The following is a 17,518-nucleotide window of genomic DNA, read 5'->3' as shown; positions in this document are numbered from 1 at the left end:
CCTGAATGATGGCTGCCGCCGCAGCGCCCCTTCGGTAGGAGTTGTTCCATGCGGCCCCGACGATGGCAAGAATATTTCGCCGAGGCCGGGCGTTGACGAAGCGGTTTGCAACGGGTTGCTGAAGGCAACCTTTTGCTTATGCTGCGATCGGGACAGCCGGGAGAGAATGGATGATCATATATGGATCGGTGGTATCGCCTTTCGTTCGTAAATTGCTGGGATATCTGGGCGAAAAAGGAATATCGTTCGAGTTGAAGGGGGTTGCCGTCGGCGACCCTGATCCGGGATTCCGCGCTGCGTCGCCGCTGGGCAAGATGCCGGCGATGGCTGACGGTGACTTCACCCTCGCCGATTCGAGCGCGATCATCCATTATCTGGAAGCCAAGCATCCCGAACCCGCACTGATTCCGGCGGACCCCCAGGAACGTGGCCGCGTCATCTGGTGGGACGAATTTGGCGATACGGTGTTCGCGGCATGCAGTGGCAAGATGTTCTTCAACCGCATCGTCGCGCCCAAATTCATGGGCCGTGCGGGCGATCTGGCCGCTGCGGCGGCGGCGGAGGCCGAAGAGCTGCCAAAATTGCTCGCCTATCTGGAAAACGCGATCCCCGATTCGGGTTTTCTGGTCGGCGATCGGTTGACGCTCGCCGATCTCGCGGTGGCATCGCCGCTGATGAATTTTCGCCACTGCGGCGCGCGCATCGACGCGGCGACGCATCCGAAGATTGCGGCGTGGAGCGAAGCGATCCTGTCGCGGCCAAGCCTCGCGCCGTGGATAGAAAAGGAAGAGCGCTTGATGGCGAAGGTGATGGCGGCTTAGGTTTCCTCGCTAATATTCGACGAAGATCCGGATTCTGTCGGCGTTGATGCCGGCCGCGCGCGCGATCTGTTCGCGGCTGCGGTCGATTACCTCCTGCACCCCTTCGGGCATAGCATCGTCGATCCCCGGTGCCGCGCGATCCTCGTCGTTGCCGGGCGCAGGGCCGACAGCGGTCGTCATTTCGGGTGCAGGGCCGATGTTGCCCTTGAGTTCCACGGCGCTCAGCGTTGCCGGCGATACCGGACCTTCGAACTGGCACCCGAAAAGCCGTCCCTTTGCCCAGATGACGACCGCCGTTATGTCGCCTGCATGCGGAAGTTCGATTTCTATTCGGTCGCCGGTCGCCAGTTCGACGTCGCTTTCGAGCAGCAGACCTGTTCCGGAAATATTGTGGATCTGAACTTCGAGGCCGGTCCCGTCATGCAGCAAGCCCGAGGCGAGAAGGCTCAATTTCCGGCGCGTGTCGAAACGTTTTTCAGCGCCGGGCGCCGATGGGAGAAAATGTCCGTAAATAGGCATAAGCGGTTGTTGAAGTCCGCTGGTTAAAAGAAGGTTAGCAGGAGCGCGGAAAGACGGCGTGTCGGCACAAAACTCAGGCGGGCTGGCCGCCTAAACTTCATCGCTCGCGATGCGGGGCAATTCGATTGTCTTCACGATCCCGATCGCGTCGAGAAACGCGGCGTCGTGGCTGACCACGAGCAACGCGCCGTCATAGGCGGCAAGGCCGGTTTCAACGGCGGTCAAGGACTCGATGTCGAGATGATTGCCGGGCTCGTCGAGGATCAGTAGCTGAGGCGGCTGTGGTGCCCCGAGGACGCAGGCGAGGCCGGCGCGGAGCATCTGGCCGCCGCTCAGCGTGCCGACGATCCGGTCGGCCGCGGCTGCACGAAAACGGAAGCGCGCGAGTGCGGCACGGCACGCGTTGTTCGTTGTCCCCGGATTGCGCGCGACGAAATTGTCGGCAATCGACAGCGTTGGATCGAGCAGGCTGACGCGTTGGTCGAAGAGCGCGAAGGGAACGAGGACGCGGACATGACCTTCCCATGGCTTGAGCGTTCCGGCGATGAGCGCGAGCAAGGTCGACTTTCCCGAACCATTGGGGCCGATGAGCGCGATCCGTTCGGGACCGGTGATGGTGAGCGACAGGTTCCGGATGACCGGCTGGCCTTCGGTATAGCCTGCCGTGATATGGTCGAGCGCGAGAATGGTGCGCGACGCGGGCAGGCCGGTCGATGGCAGGCCGATCGACAACGGATCGACGATCTCGATTTTGGCGCGCGCCGATGACAGCTGTTCTTCGGCGTCGCTGCGTTGGCGTTCGGCCAGACGGCTGTCGGCGGCGCGCGTTTCTTCGGCACGGCGTTTCATCGCGCCGAGGAGGATTTTCGGCATGCCGCCGCGCGCCGCTTGGCGGTTCCCGCGTGAATCGCGGCGGTCCTGCCGTTCGATTGCGGCCTGTGCCTGGCGCTGCGCTGCGTCGATGCGTTTTTCGGCGCCCGCGAGTTCTGCCTCCACCGCCGCCTGTTCGATCCCCTTGCGCGCGCGATATTCGCTCCACCCGCCGCCGTAGCGCACGGGGCCGAGGCCGGTGAGCTCGACGATCGCGTCCATCTCCTCGAGCAGTTCGCGGTCGTGGCTGACGATGATCGCGCCGCCGCGCCAGCCGCGCAGCAGGCCGCGCACCGCTTCGCGCCCTTCGCGGTCGAGATTGTTGGTCGGCTCGTCGAGCAACAGGAAATCGGGCGCGGCAAACATCGCGCCAGCGAGTGCGGCGCGGGTGCGCTGGCCGCCGGAGAGCATGGTCAGCGGGGTTTCGGGCGATACAGGCAGGCCAACGCCGGCGAGTGCAGCTTCGACCCGCGCCTCGAGCGTCCAGTCGGCATCGGCGATTTCATCGATGCCCGCTTCGCCGGCTTCGGCCTTGCGAAGCAGCGCGAGGCCGGCGGTGGCGCCGAACAGGTCAGCGATGCTGTCATCGGCTTCGACCTGAACGGTCTGCCGCAACATCGCGGTGGTGCCGTCGATTGATACATGGCCGGCGGAGGGCGCCAGTTCGCCGGTGAGTAGGCGCAGCAGCGTCGACTTGCCGACGCCGTTGCGGCCAACGATGCCGGTGCGTTCGGGCTGGAATTGAAGGTCGAGATCCGAAAGGACGGCGCGGCCGTCAGGCGTGGACCAGCTGAGTTGCGAGAGGGTGATGGAGGGCATGAACTTGGACTTTCCTGGCGGCAAGGCGGGGTGGCGTTGCGGTCAGCTTGTCGTTCATGGCGGATACTCCCGTTTCGGTGAGTGACAAATCTAGGGGGCCGGGCGACGCCGCGCAAGTCCGGTGCCGTCTTTCGAATGATTGCGATAGTCAGAAATGTCGCGGGTCAAAGTATCCGGCTGTCATAGGCCCATTGCAGCAGGGCCTGTCTTTGCTTTGGCCGGCAAAAGGGATCGCCGGGATTGCAGTTCTTTACAATCTGCGCGGCATGGCGCCGGAAAGCGCGCCATCGCGCGACCTGGCGGCGGTCTTCGACCGGCATCCGCCTGCCCGAATAATATCGGCAATACCATTGGAACCAGCCGCGCGGATCGTCGGGGTGGATCCACCCCTTTTCGATCCAGACGCGCAGGGGCGTGCTCGCGCGCACGCCGAAATAGTTTAGCGAGCAGTCGGGGCGATCGCCCGCGAGTTTCGCATTTTCGAACCAGCTTGCGGGAAATTCGGCGGTGCAGTCGGTCATATATTTTCCGCAGAAAACACCGAGGCTCAACATGTCCGCCGGGGTCAGTTCGGGAGCAAATCCGGGGGCGAATGCCTTTCCCGCGGGGGCCGTGCGCTCATAGCGATAGCCTTGCTGCATATGATCATTCACGACCACTTCGACGGGGCCGCTCATGCGTCAGGCCCATCGGCCCGGGGGAGCCGGGAGAGGGTCAAAGCCAGCCGATGCTCTTGAAGCGCCAGAAGAGCAGGCCCGATACCCCGAAGATCAGGCCGAGCGCGAAGGGATAGCCAAGGGTCCAGCCCAGTTCGGGCATGAATTCGAAATTCATGCCGTAAATGCCCGCGATTGCGGTCGGAACCGCCAGGATTGCGGCCCATGCAGCGAGCTGGCGGGTGATGACGCCCTGGCGTTGTTGTTCTAGCATGCCGTTGGTTTCGATCACCGAGGCGGCGATGTCGCGGAGGCCGGTGAGGCGGAATTCGGCGCGCTGGACATGGTCGAAGACGTCGCGGAAGAAGGGACGCACCGCATCGTCGATATTCGGCAGGTCATTGTCGGCGGCCAGCCGCCCCGCGACCTCCTTCATCATCCCCGCGAGCCGCTGGAAACGGATGATCTCGTGCCGCTGGGCATAGAGATGGCGGATCTCGTCGGCGTCGAGCGGGGTGTCCATCACACTTTCCTCGACCACGAGCATCCGGTCCTCGATCGCGTCGATGACAGGGAAATAGCCGTCCACAATGAAGTCGATTACCGCATGAAGCACATAGTCAGGCCCGTGCGCGAGCTTTGCGGGCAGGGTTTCGAGCCGCGCGCGGACATCGGTGTGGGTGCGCGCCGACCCGTGGCGGACGCTGACGAAGAAGTGCGGGCCGAGGAAGAAGGCGGTCTCGCCGGGCTGGATCGTGTCGCTGTCGAGATTGGCGGTGCGCGCGATGACGAACAGCTGGTCGCCATAAGCCTCGACCTTCGGCAACTGGTTCGCCTTCAGCGCATCGTCGACCGCGAGCGGGTGGAGGCCGAAGCGTTTGGCGATGCCTGCGAGTTCGGTCTTGGTGGGTTCATACAGGCCGAGCCAGAAGAAATCGCCGTCGGCACATTCCTCGGGAATCGCCTCTTCCGGGCCGATGTCGCGCACGAGTTTTCCGTCATGATACAGACGGGCGGCCATGATGGGCATCGACGCAAAGCTCCTGTCGCGGACGGATATCCGGCCGGTCATAGTCGCGAGCGTGCGGCAGGGGAAGAAGTGACGCGCACCAGCGCTTTGGCTATGGTGCACGGATGGGAAGCGCGCGCGTGAAAATCTTTTTCGATGGCGGATGCCGGCCCAATCCGGGGGCTATGGCGACCGCGGTGGTGATCGGTGGCGCCGCGCTGATCGACCATAACGCCGGAGAGGGGACCGCGATGGAGGCCGAATGGCTGGCGCTGATCGCGGCGCTGCGGCTGGCGAAGGCGCGCGGGCTGAGCGATTTTATACTGGTCGGCGATGCGCTGGCGGTGATCGAGCAGGCGATGGGGCGGGTGCCGTGCCGCGGCGACCATGCCCGCCACCTGGCGACGTTCCGCGAACTTGTCGGCCCTGGCCCCGGCCCACGCATCCGCCATGTCGGGCGCGCGCAAAATCTGGCCGGGGTCGCGCTGGAGCGCGCGATGACGCGGGCACTGGAAAGCGCCCTCATCAATCGTTAAGCGGCGTCGCCTATTCCCAAACGACACAACGACAGGCCAGCACGTTGAAACAGACCCACCCTTTGCCCGTACATCACAGCTGGGCGCTGTATGAGCGCGAGCGCCATTTCGAGCTGGGGCAAGTCCATGGCTATGACTCGCTCGATTCGCTCCCCGATGGGGTCAATGTCCTGGGCGAGGCGGGATTCGCGCGCGCGCGGCCAGGGAAATGGGAATGCGATCTCGATGATAATAACCGGCTGAGCTGGTCGGGCGAAGTCTATGATATTTTCGGCATCCCGCGCGGCGCGGCGCTTGTGCGCGACGAAACCGCGGCCCTTTATTGCGAGGGGTCGCGCGCGGCGATGGAGAAATTGCGCGCCTATGCAATCAAGCACCGGCGCGGCTTCACCCTCGACGTCGAAATCCAGCCCGCACAGGCGTCGCGCCGCTGGATGCGCCTGATCGCGGCGCCGCTGTGTGTCGACGACCGGGTCGTCAAGCTGCAGGGGCTGAAGTTTAGGGTGCCGACGGGGTGATTGGGGGCGGGTGGGCCGTTGATGATCGGGTGACTGACATCGCAGGCCGCTCGAACGCTCACCCGCGATTTCGGAGGGCCTCCAGGACCAGAGCAAAAGCGGCGGAGGGCTGTCGGCGGCTGGGGTAATAGAGATGATAGCCCGGAAAAGGCGGGCACCAGTCCTCCAGTACCCGGAGGAGCGAGCCGTCGGCGAGCATGGGCGCCACAATATCTTCCATGATCAATGCCATGCCCAGACCCGCTTGCGCAGCCTTGATGATCAGCGGGGAGGCGTTGAAGGTCAGTTGGCCATCGACGCGAACGCGGACCTCGCGACCGTCTTTTTCGAACTCCCAGGAATAGAGCCCGCCCGAGCTCTGCTGCCGGATGTTGATGCAGCGATGGCGGGAAAGGTCGAACGGCGTTTTCGGCGCAGGGTTGCACTCGAAATATGCGGGCGCTGCGACCGCAGCCAATCGGAGCTCAGGGCCGATCCGCACTGCGATCATATCCTTGGCAACCGACTCGCCGAGCCGGACGCCCGCGTCGAAGCGATCGGCGACAATATCGACAAAGCCGTTGTTCAGGCTGAGCTCAACATGGACTTCGGGATAATCCGGCAGGAGCGTTTCGAGCGCGGGCCAGATCAGCGTTGTGGCCGCATGTTCGGACGTCGTGATCCGGATCGTACCGGCGGGCTTGTCTTTGAACTCGGTCAGCTCGGCCAATCCCGCCTCGATCTCGCTCATGGCCGGGACAAGCCGTGCCAACAGCCGCTCCCCCGCGTCGGTCACCGAAACCTTTCGTGTCGTTCGGGTTAGAAGCCGGATCCCCAATCGCTCTTCGAGGCGCCGTATCGTATGGCTGAGCGCCGATTGCGAGGTGCCAAGCCGGGCAGCGGCACGGGTAAAGCTTTGTTCCCGGGCGACCATGAGGAACGCCGTCAGGTCGCCGAGATCTTCGCGCTTCATTGATGAATCCTCGATATGACTTCATCCCGATTATAGTCGCTAATCTTTCAAACGCACACGCGGTAATTTGGGGGATATTTCCAAAAGCGCGTCAAAAGCGCGGCATTTGCCCGCATAGGGAAAGGGAGCCCCGTTATGCAAAAGCGCAACCTCGGCACACTCGAAGTTTCCGCCCTCGGCTATGGCTGCATGGGCCTCGACGGCAGCTACAATGCTCCAGTCCCCCGCCCCGAAGCCATCGGGCTGATCCGTGCGGCCTTCGACCGCGGGGTCACATTGTTCGACACCGCCGAAGCCTATGGTCCCTTCAGCAACGAGCAACTGCTTGGCGAAGCGGTAAAGCCGTTCCGCGATCAGGTTCAGATTGCGACAAAATTCGGTTTCGGCATCAACCCCGACGGCAGTCGCTATGGTCTCGACAGCCGCCCGGAACATATCCGCGAGGTCGTCGATGCCAGCCTCCTCCGGCTTCGGGTCGATACGATCGACCTGCTCTATCAGCACCGCGTCGACCCTGCGGTGCCGATCGAGGATGTCGCAGGCACGATCAAGCAGCTGGTTGATGCCGGCAAGGTCCAACATTACGGATTGTCCGAAGCGAGCGCGACGACGATCCGCCGCGCTCATACTGTCCATCCTGTCGCTGCGGTCCAAAGCGAATATTCGCTGTGGACGCGCGACGTCGAACATAATGGCGTGCTGGATGCGTGCGAGGCGCTGGGGATTGGCTTCGTTCCCTGGAGCCCGCTCGGCGCGGGCTTTCTGACTGGCGCGATCGATGCCGCGACGCCGATCGACGCCAGCGATTTTCGCGCCATGTCGCCGCGCTTCACAACCGAGGCTCGGGCAAGCAACATGGCGCTTGTCGATCTGATCAAGGCCGTCGCCCGACGGAAAAACACCACACCGGCCCAGATCGCCCTTGCGTGGCTGATGGCGCAGCGGCCGTGGATCGTCCCCATTCCGGGCACGACCAAACTCCATCGGCTGGAGGAGAATTTGGGTGCTGCAGACGTGGAATTGACCGCGGGCAACCTTCACGAAATCGACGAGGGGGTGTCGCGCATCTCCGTGGAAGGCGCCCGCCTTCCCGAAGCCGTGTTGGCGATGACAGACAAGGATTGAGCAGCATGCACGAAGATCAGAAATTGCCTGTGGGGCGGCGCGCATTTCTTGGCGCCGCCGGATCGTTGGCTGCGGCGCCGTTGCTGGCGACCGCAACCGCCTCGGCATCGGCGCGCGAGGCAAATAGCGCAGGCAAAGGGCAGCGAACATTGGGTTCGCTCGAGGTCTCCAGCATCGGGCTTGGCGTCCAGAATATGACGCGGACCTATCAGACAACCATTCCTCGTCGGCCGGAGATGCTCGCCATCATCCGCGCCGCCTATGACAATGGAGTCACATTCTTCGATGCCGCCGAAGCCTATGGCGCGCATGAGGTGGAACGGCTGCTCGGCGAGGGCGTGGCCGCCTTTCGCGACAAGGTCGTGATCACCTCCAAATTCGGATGGAACATCGATCAGGAGACCGGGCAGCGTCGCCCCGGCCTCAACAGCCGACCCGAGCATGTCAGGGCCGTAGTCGACGGCATGCTCAGGCGGCTGCGGACCGACCGGATCGACCTGCTCTATCAGCATCGTGTCGACCCCGAGGTGCCCATCGAGGATGTGGCCGGACTGATGAAGGAACTGATGGCTGAGGGCAAGGTCTTGCACTGGGGCATGTGTGAGATGGGGCCGCAGACGCTGCGCCGGGCGCACGCCGAGCAGCGCCTCACCGCGATCCAGAATGAATATTCGCTTCTGTGGCGCGGGCCCGAGAAATGGGTGCTGTCGGCATGCGAGGAACTCGGCATCGGCTTCGTGCCGTGGAGCCCGCTTGGCGTCGGCTTTCTGGCCGGTGCGATCGACGCCAACACGCGTTTCGCGCCCGGCGATATCCGCGGCGTCGAATCACGTTTCTCACCCGAAAACCTGCCTCACAATCTTGCGCTCGTTCAATTGGTGACGCGCTGGGGACAGCGGAAGGGCGCCGCGCCGGGACAGGTCGCGCTGGCCTGGTTGCTGGCGCAAAAGCCGTGGATCGTGCCTATTCCCGGCACGACGCAAATGGCGCACATGCGCGAGAATGCGGGCGCTGCGGCTGTTCGCTTTACGTCGACCGAACTGGCCGAGTTCACCGCCGAAGCCGATGCCATCGCGGTTCGCGGCGCGCGGTTGCCCGATAATGTTTTAGCCTTCTCCGAAGTCGAGGCTCGCCCGAGGAACTGACCTGTGCCACTCATTCGGAAGGGGAGAATGATCTGATGCGAATGATAGCTCTGGCGTGCGCCATCCTGATGTCGACTGCGGCTCTCGCCGAAACACCCGCCGCATCGCCGCCAGTCGGTTACGGCGCGCCGATCGGTACGAGCGATGCGCTTACCCTGATCCAGCGTGCAATCGAGCGAAGCCGAGCGCTCGGCCTCAAAATGGCCATTGCCGTCGTGGAACCATCGGGCGAGCTAGTTGCCTTCGCCCGAATGGATGACGTGCCCTATGGTTCGATCGAACTTGCGCAGAAAAAGGCTCGAACCTCGGCGCGCTTTCGCCTGACGACTGCCAGCGCCCAGGAGAGGGTCCAGAGCGGCCGACTGTCGCTTCTGTCCGCTGAGGGCTTCGTCGCGATTGGCGGGGGCGTGCCCATCGTTGCAAATGGTCGCGTGATTGGAGCGCTCGGCCTCTCAGGAGCCACCGCTGCCGAAGATACGGCGCTTGCCGCCGAACTGGTTGCTCAGTGATAGCGGCCGATGGCGATCCGTCCGCAATGAGCGCATTGCACGGAGAAGACGGCACAGGCCATGCGGGCCGTCGCTCGCGCTGGGCACGAGCGACGGGCCGCCCGCATCGCCGAACTAGCAGCGGCGACCGCCGCGATCGATCTCGCGGCCGAGCAGTGCACCTGCGGCGCCGCCGATGATCGTGCCTGGAACCCGGTCGCCGTAGCGATCGACTTCGCGGCCGAGCAGGGCGCCGGCGGCACCCCCGACGATCAGCCCCGTCGTTCCGCTGCCGCGTCGGCAATAATAGCGCCGGTCGCGGTAATGGCTGCGGCGATAGTCGCGGCGGTCATCACGCCGGTAGTCGCGCCGATAATCGCGCCGATAATCGCGATAGCGATCATTGTCACGGTGACTGTAATAGGAATGGCGATGGTGTCGGTCGCGCGCTTCGGCTTCGGCGGGCAGTGCGGCGAAGGCGCTGGCGCCGATCAGCGCGGTCAATGCCAGTTTCTTGAGCAGGAACATTTATCTTCTCCGTCTTCCCCCTTCGGATCAGATTAGAAATGCAAAGATGGCGCTTCGCTGAACTGTCCGCTGCTCCAAGCTCCGGGCGCTTCGGTTCGGCGAACTTTCGGGGCGGCTTGCCGCGAGGTTCGTTTCTCTTGCGCCGCGCCATGCGCTGCCATCGGAAAGCTGGACCCCGATCAAGTCGGAGGTGACGATGAAATGGGCGACGTTGAACTGGGGTGAGACCGGGTTTTGCGGTGGGCGGGGCATCGGCTATGGCGCTGGCGATGAACGACGGACCCATCCTCTACAGCTTTCGCCGTTGCCCCTATGCGATGCGGGCGCGGATGGCTTTGCTGGTGAGTGGCACTTCCTATGAGCATCGCGAGGTCGTGCTGCGCGACAAGCCGGCGGCGATGCTGGCGGCGTCGCCCAAGGGGACGGTGCCGGTGCTGGTGCTGACGGGCGGGGCGGTGATCGACGAGAGTGTCGACATCATGCGCTGGGCGCTGGCGCAGGGCGACCCCGAGGATTGGCTGGCGCGGGGCGATGCGGCGCTGGTCGCCGAGTTTGACGGGGCGTTCAAACATCATCTCGACCGCTACAAATATGCCGGGCGCCATGGCGTCGATCCGCTGGAACATCGTTCGGCCGGGCTGGCAATGCTGGCGGAGCGGCTGGACGTGCGGCTGGCGGAGCAGGACTATCTGGACGGCGCGAGGCGGGGGTTCGGCGATGTCGCGATCTTTCCGTTCGTGCGCCAGTTCGCCGGTGTCGATCCGGCGTGGTTCGGAGGCCATGCGCCGCGGCGCGTGCGCGATTGGCTGGCAGGGCTGGTGGAGTCGGATTTGTTCGCGCGGGCGATGACCAAGGCCGCGCCCTGGGCCGCGGCGGGCGCCTGAACGACGAATATTGGGACGATCGGATCGTTCGGACCGAAGAAAACACCGCTTTGGCCGCATGAAAGGTTGACGTGCCCGCGCCTTCGCCGCAGGCGGGACGCCACAGACGTCGAAGGCGCCAAACGGCCAGCCGCGCCTGATTCTCCCCGCCTAATTGCTGAAGGCTCTGGCCCCCATATGAAGTTTTTCAACCGGTTCGCATCGTCCGCGCACGATCTGGCTATCGACCTTGGGACCGTGAACACGGTCGTCTATGTTCGCGACCGCGGCATCGTCCTGAATGAGCCCTCGGTCGTCGCGCTGGAAACGCGCGATGGCGTTCGCCGGGTCAAGGTCGTCGGCAATGAAGCCAAGCTGATGATGGGCAAGACCCCCGGCAATATCGAGGCGATCCGTCCCTTGCGCGACGGGGTGATCGCCGACATCGACGTCGCCGAGCAGATGATCAAATATTTCATCGACAAGGCGCTGGGCGGACCCAGCCGCTTTCGCCAGCGCAGCAATGTCGTGATCTGCGTGCCGTCGGGATCGACGATGGTCGAACGCCGCGCGATCCGCGACGCGGCGTCCAATGCCGGCGCGGTCACGGTCAAGCTGATCGAAGAGGCGCTGGCGGCGGCGATCGGTGCCGGGTTGCAGGTCGCCGAGCCGGTGGGCGCGATGGTCGTCGATATCGGCGGCGGGACGACCGAGGTTGCGGTGCTGTCGCTGAGCGGCGTCGCCTACAGCAATTCGGTGCGCGTCGGCGGGGACAAGATGGACGAGATGATTTCGTCCTATATCCGCCGCAAACATAATCTGATGATCGGCGAAATGACCGCCGAGCGCGTCAAGCTCGCCATCGGTTGCGCCACCGCGCCCGAGGGCGATGGTATGGTGATGGCGGTCAAGGGCCGTGATCTGGTCAACGGCCGGCCGGCCGAGGTCCAGGTTTCGGAGGCCGAAATCGCCGAGGCGCTCGCGGAGCCGGTAGGGCAGATCATCAGCGCGGTGCGCGCCGCGCTCGAGCATACGCCGCCCGAATTGTCGGCCGACATCATCGACGAAGGCATTACGCTGACCGGTGGCGGGGCGCTGCTGCGCCGTATGGACATTGCGATCGCGCGGGCGACGGGGCTGGATGTCCGGGTGTCCGACGATGCGCTGATCTGTGTCGCGATGGGCGCGGGGCGGGCCTTTGAAGATCCCGCCTATCGGGGTGTGCTGCTCGCGGGCTAAGCGCAATAGGCGGTGATCGCCGCGAGGTGGCGCGCCTTGGCCTCGTCATCCAGAAACGAGCCGGTGAAGCTGTTGCGCGCGAGTGTGATCAGTTCGGCGCGCGACAGGTCGAGGGCATCGGCGATCGCCTGATAATTGGCGTTCACATAGCCGCCGAAATAGCTGGGATCGTCGGAATTGACCGTGGCGACCAGCCCTGCGCCGAGCATGACCCGGAGTGGGTGCGCGGCGAGATCATCGACAACGCACAGCTTGAGGTTCGAGAGCGGGCAGACGGTGAGGCATATGCCCTCGGCCGCGAGGCGGCGGGTGAGCGCGGGATCTTCGAGGCTGCGGTTACCATGGTCGATGCGGTCGACTTTCAGCAGATCGAGCGCTTCATGGACATAGGCGGGTGGGCCTTCCTCGCCTGCGTGCGCGACGATTTTGAGGCCGAGGCTGCGGGCGCGGGCGAAGACGCGTTGGAACTTTGACGGCGGGTGGCCGACTTCGGAGGAGTCCAATCCCACGCCGTCGATGCGATCCAGATAGGGGAGGGCTTCGTCGAGGGTTGCCTCGGCGTCGGCTTCGCTAAGGTGGCGGAGGAAGCACATGATGAGCTTTGAGGTGATGCCGTGGCGCGTCTCTGCTTCGTCGAGGGCGCGGGTGATGCCCGCGATGACGGTCCCGAAGGCGATGCCGCGCACGGTGTGGCCCTGTGGATCGAAGAAGATTTCGACGTGGCGGACATGGTCGGCGTGGGCGCGCGCCAGATAGGCGGCGGTGAGGTCGTGGAAATCCTGCTCGGTGTGGAGGACGCCCATGCCCTGATAATAGATGTCGAGGAAATCCTGAAGGTTCGCGAAGGCGTAGGCGGCGCGGACCTCCTCGACGCTGGCGAAGGGGATGGCGACGCCGTTGCGCTGCGCGAGTTCGAACATCAGCTCGGGTTCGAGCGAGCCTTCGATATGGAGGTGCAGTTCGGCCTTGGGCAGGCCGGCGATGAAGGCGGTGCGCTCGGCGGCGGAGGTGAAGCCTTCAGCCATGCGGCGGTTCCTCTTCGCGCAGGATGATCGCGGCCTCGGGCTTGTGTGTGCGGATTTCCTCGATCGTCAGCCCGTTGATTTCGTGCGGGAAGATCAACCAGCGGTCGGTTTCGTGTACGAAGAAATCGGGGCGGAGGTCGGTGACGTTGCGGCGCGGCTTGAAATAGACGGTCGCGATGCGGATGTCGCGCGGCATATTGTGGCGGCAGCGTGCCTTGAGCTCGGCGATGAAGGCGCGGATGCTGCGGCCGCTGTCGAACACATCGTCTATGATCAGCAGGCGGTCTTCGGGGTCGAGGGTGTCGATCAGATAGCCGAGTGCGAACACTTTCACCTCGGGATCCTGACGGTCGATGCCGTGGTAGGAGGAGGTGCGGATGGCGATGTGGTCGCAGTGGATCTGGTGATAGTCGAGCAGTTCCTGCACCGCGATGCCGACCGGCGCGCCGCCGCGCCAGATGCCGACGAGGTGGGTGGGCTTGAACCCGCTGTCGACGACCTGCATGCCTAGCCGCAGCGAATCGGCGAGCAGGTCGTTTGCGCTGATGTAGATTTTGTCGTCGCTCATGTGACCGACATAGGGCCTGGCGGACGGCGACGAAAGGGCGCGGGTGAGACGAACAAGGATGATTGCGATCGCCGCGCTGGCGTTGACCGCGTGCGGGCCGAAACCGCCGCTGCGCGTCATGGCGTGCGATGCCGCGCCCGCGGTGCCGGTGACGGTATCGGGCGAAGCGGCGACCGCGACGCTGACCGTGCTGACCTATAATCTGGAGGGGCTCGGCTGGCCGGCGCGCAAGGGGCGCGCGCGCGAGTTGAAGGCCATCGGCGAACGGCTGGCGGCGATGCATGGTGAAGGCACCGCGCCCGATGTCATATTGTTCCAGGAGATGTTCAGCAGCGCAGCGAAACGCGCGGTCGCCGCGAGCGGCTATCCGGCGATTGCGCCGGGGCCGCGCCGGACGACGCCGCCCTCGCTGTCTGGGCAGGACAAAATCCCCGGCAAGGCGAAGCCGCTGAAGGGCGAGGCGGGGATCCGGCTGCTCGGCGGCGGGCTGGCGATCGCGTCACGCTATCCGATCGTCGACACCGCGCTCGATGCCTATGGCCTGCGCGCCTGCGCCGGGCTCGACTGCCTTGCGAACAAGGGGGTGATGCTGGCGCGGATCGCGATGCCCGGAGTGCCGACCCCGGTCGATATCTATAACACCCATATGAATTCGCGCGGCGCGTCGGGCGTGTCGGAAGCGCGCAACCGCGAGGCGCATGCGCGGCAGGCGGTCGCGGCGTCGGAGTTTATTGCGCGGACGCAGGATCTGGCGTTTCCGCTGATCTTTGGCGGCGATTTCAACATGCGTCATTCGGAGCCGCGCTGGGAGGAATTCTCGCGCTATCACCCGCTGACTCTGGTGCACGAGGTCTGCGTCGATCCGGGCGCGGGGTGCGACGTCAAAATGTCGTGGGACGGCGACGCACCGTGGATGGACACGCAGGACCTGCAATTTTTCGCCGATGGCGAGCGGCTGACGGTGCGCCCGATCAAGGTCGAGGCGATGTTCGACGGCGGGCCGCGCGGGCCGCAATTGTCCGACCATGACGGCTTCCTCGTCACTTATGAACTGCGCTGGCCGACGGCGATGCAGGCGAAACCGGGCTGTTGATCGCGACGCGGAGAATTTGAGCGCAAGAAACGGGGCGCGGGCGGGTGCGGCGGCTGGCAGGGCGCGGGCATGATATATGACATGGACATGAGCGCGCGGATCGCGGCGCTGGACCGGGATGCGGTGGCGATGGCGCTCGACCGTGACGGCTGGGCGGTGCTGCCCGGATTGCTGAGCGACGACCAATGCGACGGGGTCGCGGGGCTCTATGACCGCGACGCGCTGTTTCGCAGCCGGGTGCATATGGCGCGGCACGGGTTCGGGTGCGGCGAATATCGCTATTTCGCCTATCCGCTGCCGCCGCTGGTCGGCGCGCTGCGGGGCGAGCTATATCCGCGGCTGGCGCCTATCGCGAACCGCTGGCACGAGCGGATGCGGATGGATGTGCGCTTTCCCGCCGACCATGCCGAATTTCTGGCGCGCTGCCATGATGCGGGGCAGGCGCGGCCGACGCCGCTGCTGCTGAAATATGGACCGGGCGATTATAATTGCCTGCATCAGGATCTGTACGGCGAGCATGTGTTTCCGTTGCAGGTTGCGGTGCTGCTTTCCCAGCCCGGTAGCGATTTCGGCGGCGGCGAATTTGTGCTGACCGAGCAGCGGCCGCGGATGCAGTCGCGCGCGGCGGTGGTGCCGCTGGGCAAGGGCGATGCGGTGGTGTTTGCGGTCAATGTGCGGCCGGTGAAGGGGAGTCGCGGCGATTATCGGGTGATGATGCGGCACGGGGTGAGCGAGGTGCGGTCGGGGTCGCGGCACACGCTGGGGGTGATTTTTCACGATGCGGGGTGAGGGGGGGATTGGGCCTTGGAGCTTGATTGTCGCCGTCATTGCGAGCGGAGCGAAGCAATCTCCAGCTATCGGCCTCAGTCGGGTTCGATGGCTGGAGATTGCCGCGTCGCTTCGCTCCTCGCAATGACGATTTTGGGTAAGTCTCGCAGGGGGATGTTTACTTTCTTGCAGCCGCGCTTTGGTCGCGGATGCCTTTGAACTCCGACCCGTCTTTCCAGGTCGGCCAGCGGGCCGAATTCGCCAGTTCCTTGCCGATCGTATAAGTGATCGCGATATCCTCGACCGCGCCGGTGAGGTCCCAATTTTTGTCCCACGCGTCGCAGGCCTGATGATAGCATTGGCCGGTATAGGCATCGACCCACGCCTGCCCCGCAGGTTTGCCGCCCTTTGCGAGGTCGGAGGCGCCCGCGATGCCCATGAGGAGCAGCACGGGGACGCCCCGCTTGGCAAAGCTGAAATGGTCGGCGCGGTAGAAGAGACCCCGTTCGGGGAGGCTTTCGACGCTGACGGTGCGGCCCTGTAGCGCGGCGTGGCGCGCGAGATCATCCTCCAGGCTGCCCTGCCCCTTGCCGACGAGGATGACGTCCCTGGCCTTGCCTGCGGTCTGGAGGATGTCGAGCGTCAGGTTCGCGACGGTCTTTTCGAGCGGATAGAGCGGCGCATTGGCATAGGTTTCGGAGCCGAGCAGCCCGCGTTCCTCGGCCGACCAGAGCGCGAAGACGAGGCTGCGGTCGGGGGCGGGGGCGGCCTTGAACAGCCGGGCGATTTCGAGGAGGCCGGCGGTGCCGAGAGCATCGTCATTGGCGCCGGCGCGGTAGATGCGTCCCGCGGCGTCGGGCGGGCCTTCGCCATAGGCGTCCCAATGGGCGCCGAACATCACCACCTCGTCGGGGCGCTTGGCACCGGTGATTTTGGCAAGGACATTGCGGCTTTGCACGACGTCGTGGCTCACCGGGATCGCGGCGTCGAAGGTCACGCCGGGCAGCGTCACCGGGCGGAAGTCGGCACGGCGCGCGGCGATGCGCAGCTTGGCGAGATCGAGCCCTGCGCTGGTGAAAAGCCGCTTCGCCATATCGCCCGACAGCCATCCCTGCAGCGCGAGGCTGGTGACCTTGTCGGGCGCGCGCACAATATCGAAATTTTCGCCGCCGCTGCTTTTGACGACATTCCAGCCATAGCCGACGCCGTCGGTGTCGTGGACGATCAGCGCCGCGATCGCGCCGCGCCGCGAGGCTTCTTCGAACTTATAGGTCCAGCGGCCATAATAGGTCATCGTCCGGCCGCCGAATTTATCCGCGACGGGCTCGCCCTTGATGGCGGAGAAATCGGGGTCGTTGATCAGGAAGACCGCGACCTTGCCCTTCAGATCCTGACCCTTGAAATCGTCCCACCCGCGTTCGGGGGCGGTGACGCCATAGCCGACGAAGACCAGCGGCGCCTTGGCGACGGCGGCGATGTCGGCGGGCTGGAGGGTCGAGACATAGATATCCTCGCCCTGCGTCAGCGGCTGGGCCGTGCCCGCGCGATCGAATTGCAGCGTCGTCGGCGCGCCGAGGCGGGTGTGGAGCAGCGGGACGGGCTGGGTCCAGCCGCCGTCGGCGCCGCCGGGTTCGAGCCCCAGCGATTCGAACTTGCCGATCAGATAGCCGATCGTGCGGTCCTCCCCCGCCGTTCTCGGCGCGCGGCCCTCGAACAGGTCGGAGGCGAGGGTGCGGACGGTGGTGGTGAGATTGGCGGGGTCGATGGCGGGGTGCGATGGGGTTTGGGCGACGGCGGGCGCGGGGGCCGTGGTTTGGGCGGTGGCGGGTGTCGCAAGCGCGGCGAGGATGAGGGTGGCGGTAAGGCGCGAGGACATGATGATTGGCTCCCGGTTGAACGAGGGTCTGTCTAGCATGGCGGGTTGGGTTGGTGAAATGATGAGGGGTGTTTCGTTCTAGCGGGCTGCGCTTCTGCCC

The 17,518-nt window shown here is 64.8% G+C and carries 19 protein-coding genes; 10 read left to right on the top strand and 9 right to left on the bottom strand.

Annotated features, from left to right (window positions below):
• Positions 1 to 170: 170 nt before the first annotated feature.
• Positions 171 to 821 (top strand): glutathione S-transferase family protein, encoded by a 651-nt coding sequence (locus tag CDQ91_RS10130; protein WP_088472578.1) that lies wholly within the window; start codon positions 171 to 173, stop codon positions 819 to 821.
• Positions 822 to 830: 9 nt separating this feature from the next.
• Here CDQ91_RS10130 and CDQ91_RS10125 read toward each other — a convergent pair whose 3' ends face one another.
• The 4 genes from CDQ91_RS10125 to CDQ91_RS10110 all read right to left on the bottom strand — a co-directional run bounded on the left by CDQ91_RS10125 (position 831) and on the right by CDQ91_RS10110 (position 4,715).
• Entirely contained in the window at positions 831 to 1,340 is a 510-nt protein-coding gene (locus CDQ91_RS10125) for a PilZ domain-containing protein (RefSeq protein WP_088472577.1), read from the bottom strand.
• A 90-nt stretch (positions 1,341 to 1,430) separates the two neighbouring features.
• Positions 1,431 to 3,029: an ABC-F family ATP-binding cassette domain-containing protein gene (locus CDQ91_RS10120; RefSeq protein ID WP_088472576.1), complete on the bottom strand. Its 1,599-nt coding sequence runs from the start codon at positions 3,027 to 3,029 to the stop codon at positions 1,431 to 1,433.
• A gap of 164 nt (positions 3,030 to 3,193) precedes the next feature.
• Positions 3,194 to 3,706 carry a hypothetical protein gene (locus tag CDQ91_RS10115; RefSeq protein WP_201791885.1) on the bottom strand — a complete coding sequence of 171 codons (513 nt, stop codon included), beginning with the start codon at positions 3,704 to 3,706 and terminating at the stop codon, positions 3,194 to 3,196.
• A 37-nt stretch (positions 3,707 to 3,743) separates the two neighbouring features.
• On the bottom strand, positions 3,744 to 4,715 hold the full coding sequence (locus CDQ91_RS10110) for a magnesium and cobalt transport protein CorA (RefSeq protein WP_088472575.1): 972 nt from the start codon (positions 4,713 to 4,715) through the stop codon (positions 3,744 to 3,746).
• Positions 4,716 to 4,834: 119 nt separating this feature from the next.
• Here CDQ91_RS10110 and CDQ91_RS10105 point away from each other — a divergent pair, with 119 nt between their 5' ends.
• Positions 4,835 to 5,230 carry a reverse transcriptase-like protein gene (locus tag CDQ91_RS10105; RefSeq protein WP_237245921.1) on the top strand — a complete coding sequence of 132 codons (396 nt, stop codon included), beginning with the start codon at positions 4,835 to 4,837 and terminating at the stop codon, positions 5,228 to 5,230.
• A 44-nt stretch (positions 5,231 to 5,274) separates the two neighbouring features.
• Entirely contained in the window at positions 5,275 to 5,748 is a 474-nt protein-coding gene (locus CDQ91_RS10100) for a hypothetical protein (RefSeq protein WP_088472573.1), read from the top strand.
• A 58-nt stretch (positions 5,749 to 5,806) separates the two neighbouring features.
• On the opposite strand, the gene CDQ91_RS10095 is transcribed toward CDQ91_RS10100, so the two are convergent.
• Positions 5,807 to 6,700: a LysR family transcriptional regulator gene (locus CDQ91_RS10095; protein WP_088472572.1), complete on the bottom strand. Its 894-nt coding sequence runs from the start codon at positions 6,698 to 6,700 to the stop codon at positions 5,807 to 5,809.
• A 135-nt stretch (positions 6,701 to 6,835) separates the two neighbouring features.
• On the opposite strand from CDQ91_RS10095, the gene CDQ91_RS10090 reads away from it, so the two are divergent.
• The 3 genes from CDQ91_RS10090 to CDQ91_RS10080 are packed head-to-tail and all read left to right on the top strand — an operon-like array spanning position 6,836 to position 9,479.
• Positions 6,836 to 7,825, top strand: a complete 990-nt coding sequence (locus tag CDQ91_RS10090; protein ID WP_088472571.1) for an aldo/keto reductase — start codon at positions 6,836 to 6,838, stop codon at positions 7,823 to 7,825.
• A gap of 5 nt (positions 7,826 to 7,830) precedes the next feature.
• Positions 7,831 to 8,970 carry an aldo/keto reductase gene (locus CDQ91_RS10085; protein ID WP_088472570.1) on the top strand — a complete coding sequence of 380 codons (1,140 nt, stop codon included), beginning with the start codon at positions 7,831 to 7,833 and terminating at the stop codon, positions 8,968 to 8,970.
• Between the two features lie 35 nt (positions 8,971 to 9,005).
• On the top strand, positions 9,006 to 9,479 hold the full coding sequence (locus CDQ91_RS10080; protein ID WP_088472569.1) for a GlcG/HbpS family heme-binding protein: 474 nt from the start codon (positions 9,006 to 9,008) through the stop codon (positions 9,477 to 9,479).
• A 114-nt stretch (positions 9,480 to 9,593) separates the two neighbouring features.
• Here the strand turns inward: CDQ91_RS10080 and CDQ91_RS10075 are convergent, their stop codons facing one another.
• A complete protein-coding gene (locus tag CDQ91_RS10075; protein WP_088472568.1) occupies positions 9,594 to 9,986 on the bottom strand; it encodes a glycine zipper 2TM domain-containing protein in 393 nt (130 codons plus the stop codon).
• 269 nt (positions 9,987 to 10,255) lie between these two features.
• On the opposite strand from CDQ91_RS10075, the gene CDQ91_RS10070 reads away from it, so the two are divergent.
• Together CDQ91_RS10070 and mreB are read left to right on the top strand one after the other, a co-directional pair.
• Positions 10,256 to 10,870 carry a glutathione S-transferase gene (locus CDQ91_RS10070; protein WP_088472687.1) on the top strand — a complete coding sequence of 205 codons (615 nt, stop codon included), beginning with the start codon at positions 10,256 to 10,258 and terminating at the stop codon, positions 10,868 to 10,870.
• A gap of 177 nt (positions 10,871 to 11,047) precedes the next feature.
• Positions 11,048 to 12,088, top strand: a complete 1,041-nt coding sequence (gene mreB / locus CDQ91_RS10065; RefSeq protein ID WP_088472567.1) for a rod shape-determining protein — start codon at positions 11,048 to 11,050, stop codon at positions 12,086 to 12,088.
• On the opposite strand, the gene CDQ91_RS10060 is transcribed toward mreB, so the two are convergent.
• Positions 12,085 to 13,113: an adenosine deaminase gene (locus CDQ91_RS10060; protein WP_088472566.1), complete on the bottom strand. Its 1,029-nt coding sequence runs from the start codon at positions 13,111 to 13,113 to the stop codon at positions 12,085 to 12,087. The two genes, mreB and CDQ91_RS10060, sit on opposite strands and share 4 nt — an antisense overlap.
• A complete protein-coding gene (locus CDQ91_RS10055) occupies positions 13,106 to 13,681 on the bottom strand; it encodes a phosphoribosyltransferase (protein WP_088472565.1) in 576 nt (191 codons plus the stop codon). Before CDQ91_RS10055 ends, CDQ91_RS10060 begins: the two co-directional genes overlap by 8 nt.
• A gap of 58 nt (positions 13,682 to 13,739) precedes the next feature.
• Here CDQ91_RS10055 and CDQ91_RS10050 point away from each other — a divergent pair, with 58 nt between their 5' ends.
• Together CDQ91_RS10050 and CDQ91_RS10045 are read left to right on the top strand one after the other, a co-directional pair.
• The gene (locus tag CDQ91_RS10050) at positions 13,740 to 14,774 is read left to right on the top strand and encodes an endonuclease/exonuclease/phosphatase family protein (RefSeq protein ID WP_088472564.1); all 1,035 of its coding nucleotides are present in this window, start codon (positions 13,740 to 13,742) and stop codon (positions 14,772 to 14,774) included.
• Positions 14,775 to 14,861: 87 nt separating this feature from the next.
• Entirely contained in the window at positions 14,862 to 15,563 is a 702-nt protein-coding gene (locus tag CDQ91_RS10045) for a 2OG-Fe(II) oxygenase (protein ID WP_088472686.1), read from the top strand.
• Between the two features lie 157 nt (positions 15,564 to 15,720).
• Here CDQ91_RS10045 and CDQ91_RS10040 read toward each other — a convergent pair whose 3' ends face one another.
• Entirely contained in the window at positions 15,721 to 17,418 is a 1,698-nt protein-coding gene (locus CDQ91_RS10040) for a M28 family metallopeptidase (protein WP_088472563.1), read from the bottom strand.
• Between the last annotated feature and the right edge of the window lie 100 nt (positions 17,419 to 17,518).

The organism is Sphingopyxis witflariensis, from assembly GCF_002205635.1.
In the GTDB taxonomy this organism is placed as follows: domain Bacteria; phylum Pseudomonadota; class Alphaproteobacteria; order Sphingomonadales; family Sphingomonadaceae; genus Sphingopyxis; species Sphingopyxis witflariensis.
This window is presented reverse-complemented; position numbering and strand designations above follow the sequence as displayed.

Bases quoted from the DNA above. Each gene is read 5' to 3' on its own strand.
- CDQ91_RS10130 (WP_088472578.1), top strand. From the start codon at position 171: ATGATCATATATGGATCGGTGGTATCGCCTTTCGTTCGTAAATTGCTG.
- CDQ91_RS10125 (WP_088472577.1), bottom strand. From the start codon at position 1,340: ATGCCTATTTACGGACATTTTCTCCCATCGGCGCCCGGCGCTGAAAAA.
- CDQ91_RS10120 (WP_088472576.1), bottom strand. From the start codon at position 3,029: ATGCCCTCCATCACCCTCTCGCAACTCAGCTGGTCCACGCCTGACGGC.
- CDQ91_RS10115 (WP_201791885.1), bottom strand. From the start codon at position 3,706: ATGAGCGGCCCCGTCGAAGTGGTCGTGAATGATCATATGCAGCAAGGC.
- CDQ91_RS10110 (WP_088472575.1), bottom strand. From the start codon at position 4,715: ATGCCCATCATGGCCGCCCGTCTGTATCATGACGGAAAACTCGTGCGC.
- CDQ91_RS10095 (WP_088472572.1), bottom strand. From the start codon at position 6,700: ATGAAGCGCGAAGATCTCGGCGACCTGACGGCGTTCCTCATGGTCGCC.
- CDQ91_RS10090 (WP_088472571.1), top strand. From the start codon at position 6,836: ATGCAAAAGCGCAACCTCGGCACACTCGAAGTTTCCGCCCTCGGCTAT.
- CDQ91_RS10085 (WP_088472570.1), top strand. From the start codon at position 7,831: ATGCACGAAGATCAGAAATTGCCTGTGGGGCGGCGCGCATTTCTTGGC.
- CDQ91_RS10080 (WP_088472569.1), top strand. From the start codon at position 9,006: ATGCGAATGATAGCTCTGGCGTGCGCCATCCTGATGTCGACTGCGGCT.
- CDQ91_RS10075 (WP_088472568.1), bottom strand. From the start codon at position 9,986: ATGTTCCTGCTCAAGAAACTGGCATTGACCGCGCTGATCGGCGCCAGC.
- CDQ91_RS10070 (WP_088472687.1), top strand. From the start codon at position 10,256: ATGAACGACGGACCCATCCTCTACAGCTTTCGCCGTTGCCCCTATGCG.
- mreB (WP_088472567.1), top strand. From the start codon at position 11,048: ATGAAGTTTTTCAACCGGTTCGCATCGTCCGCGCACGATCTGGCTATC.
- CDQ91_RS10060 (WP_088472566.1), bottom strand. From the start codon at position 13,113: ATGGCTGAAGGCTTCACCTCCGCCGCCGAGCGCACCGCCTTCATCGCC.
- CDQ91_RS10055 (WP_088472565.1), bottom strand. From the start codon at position 13,681: ATGAGCGACGACAAAATCTACATCAGCGCAAACGACCTGCTCGCCGAT.
- CDQ91_RS10050 (WP_088472564.1), top strand. From the start codon at position 13,740: ATGATTGCGATCGCCGCGCTGGCGTTGACCGCGTGCGGGCCGAAACCG.
- CDQ91_RS10045 (WP_088472686.1), top strand. From the start codon at position 14,862: ATGAGCGCGCGGATCGCGGCGCTGGACCGGGATGCGGTGGCGATGGCG.
- CDQ91_RS10040 (WP_088472563.1), bottom strand. From the start codon at position 17,418: ATGTCCTCGCGCCTTACCGCCACCCTCATCCTCGCCGCGCTTGCGACA.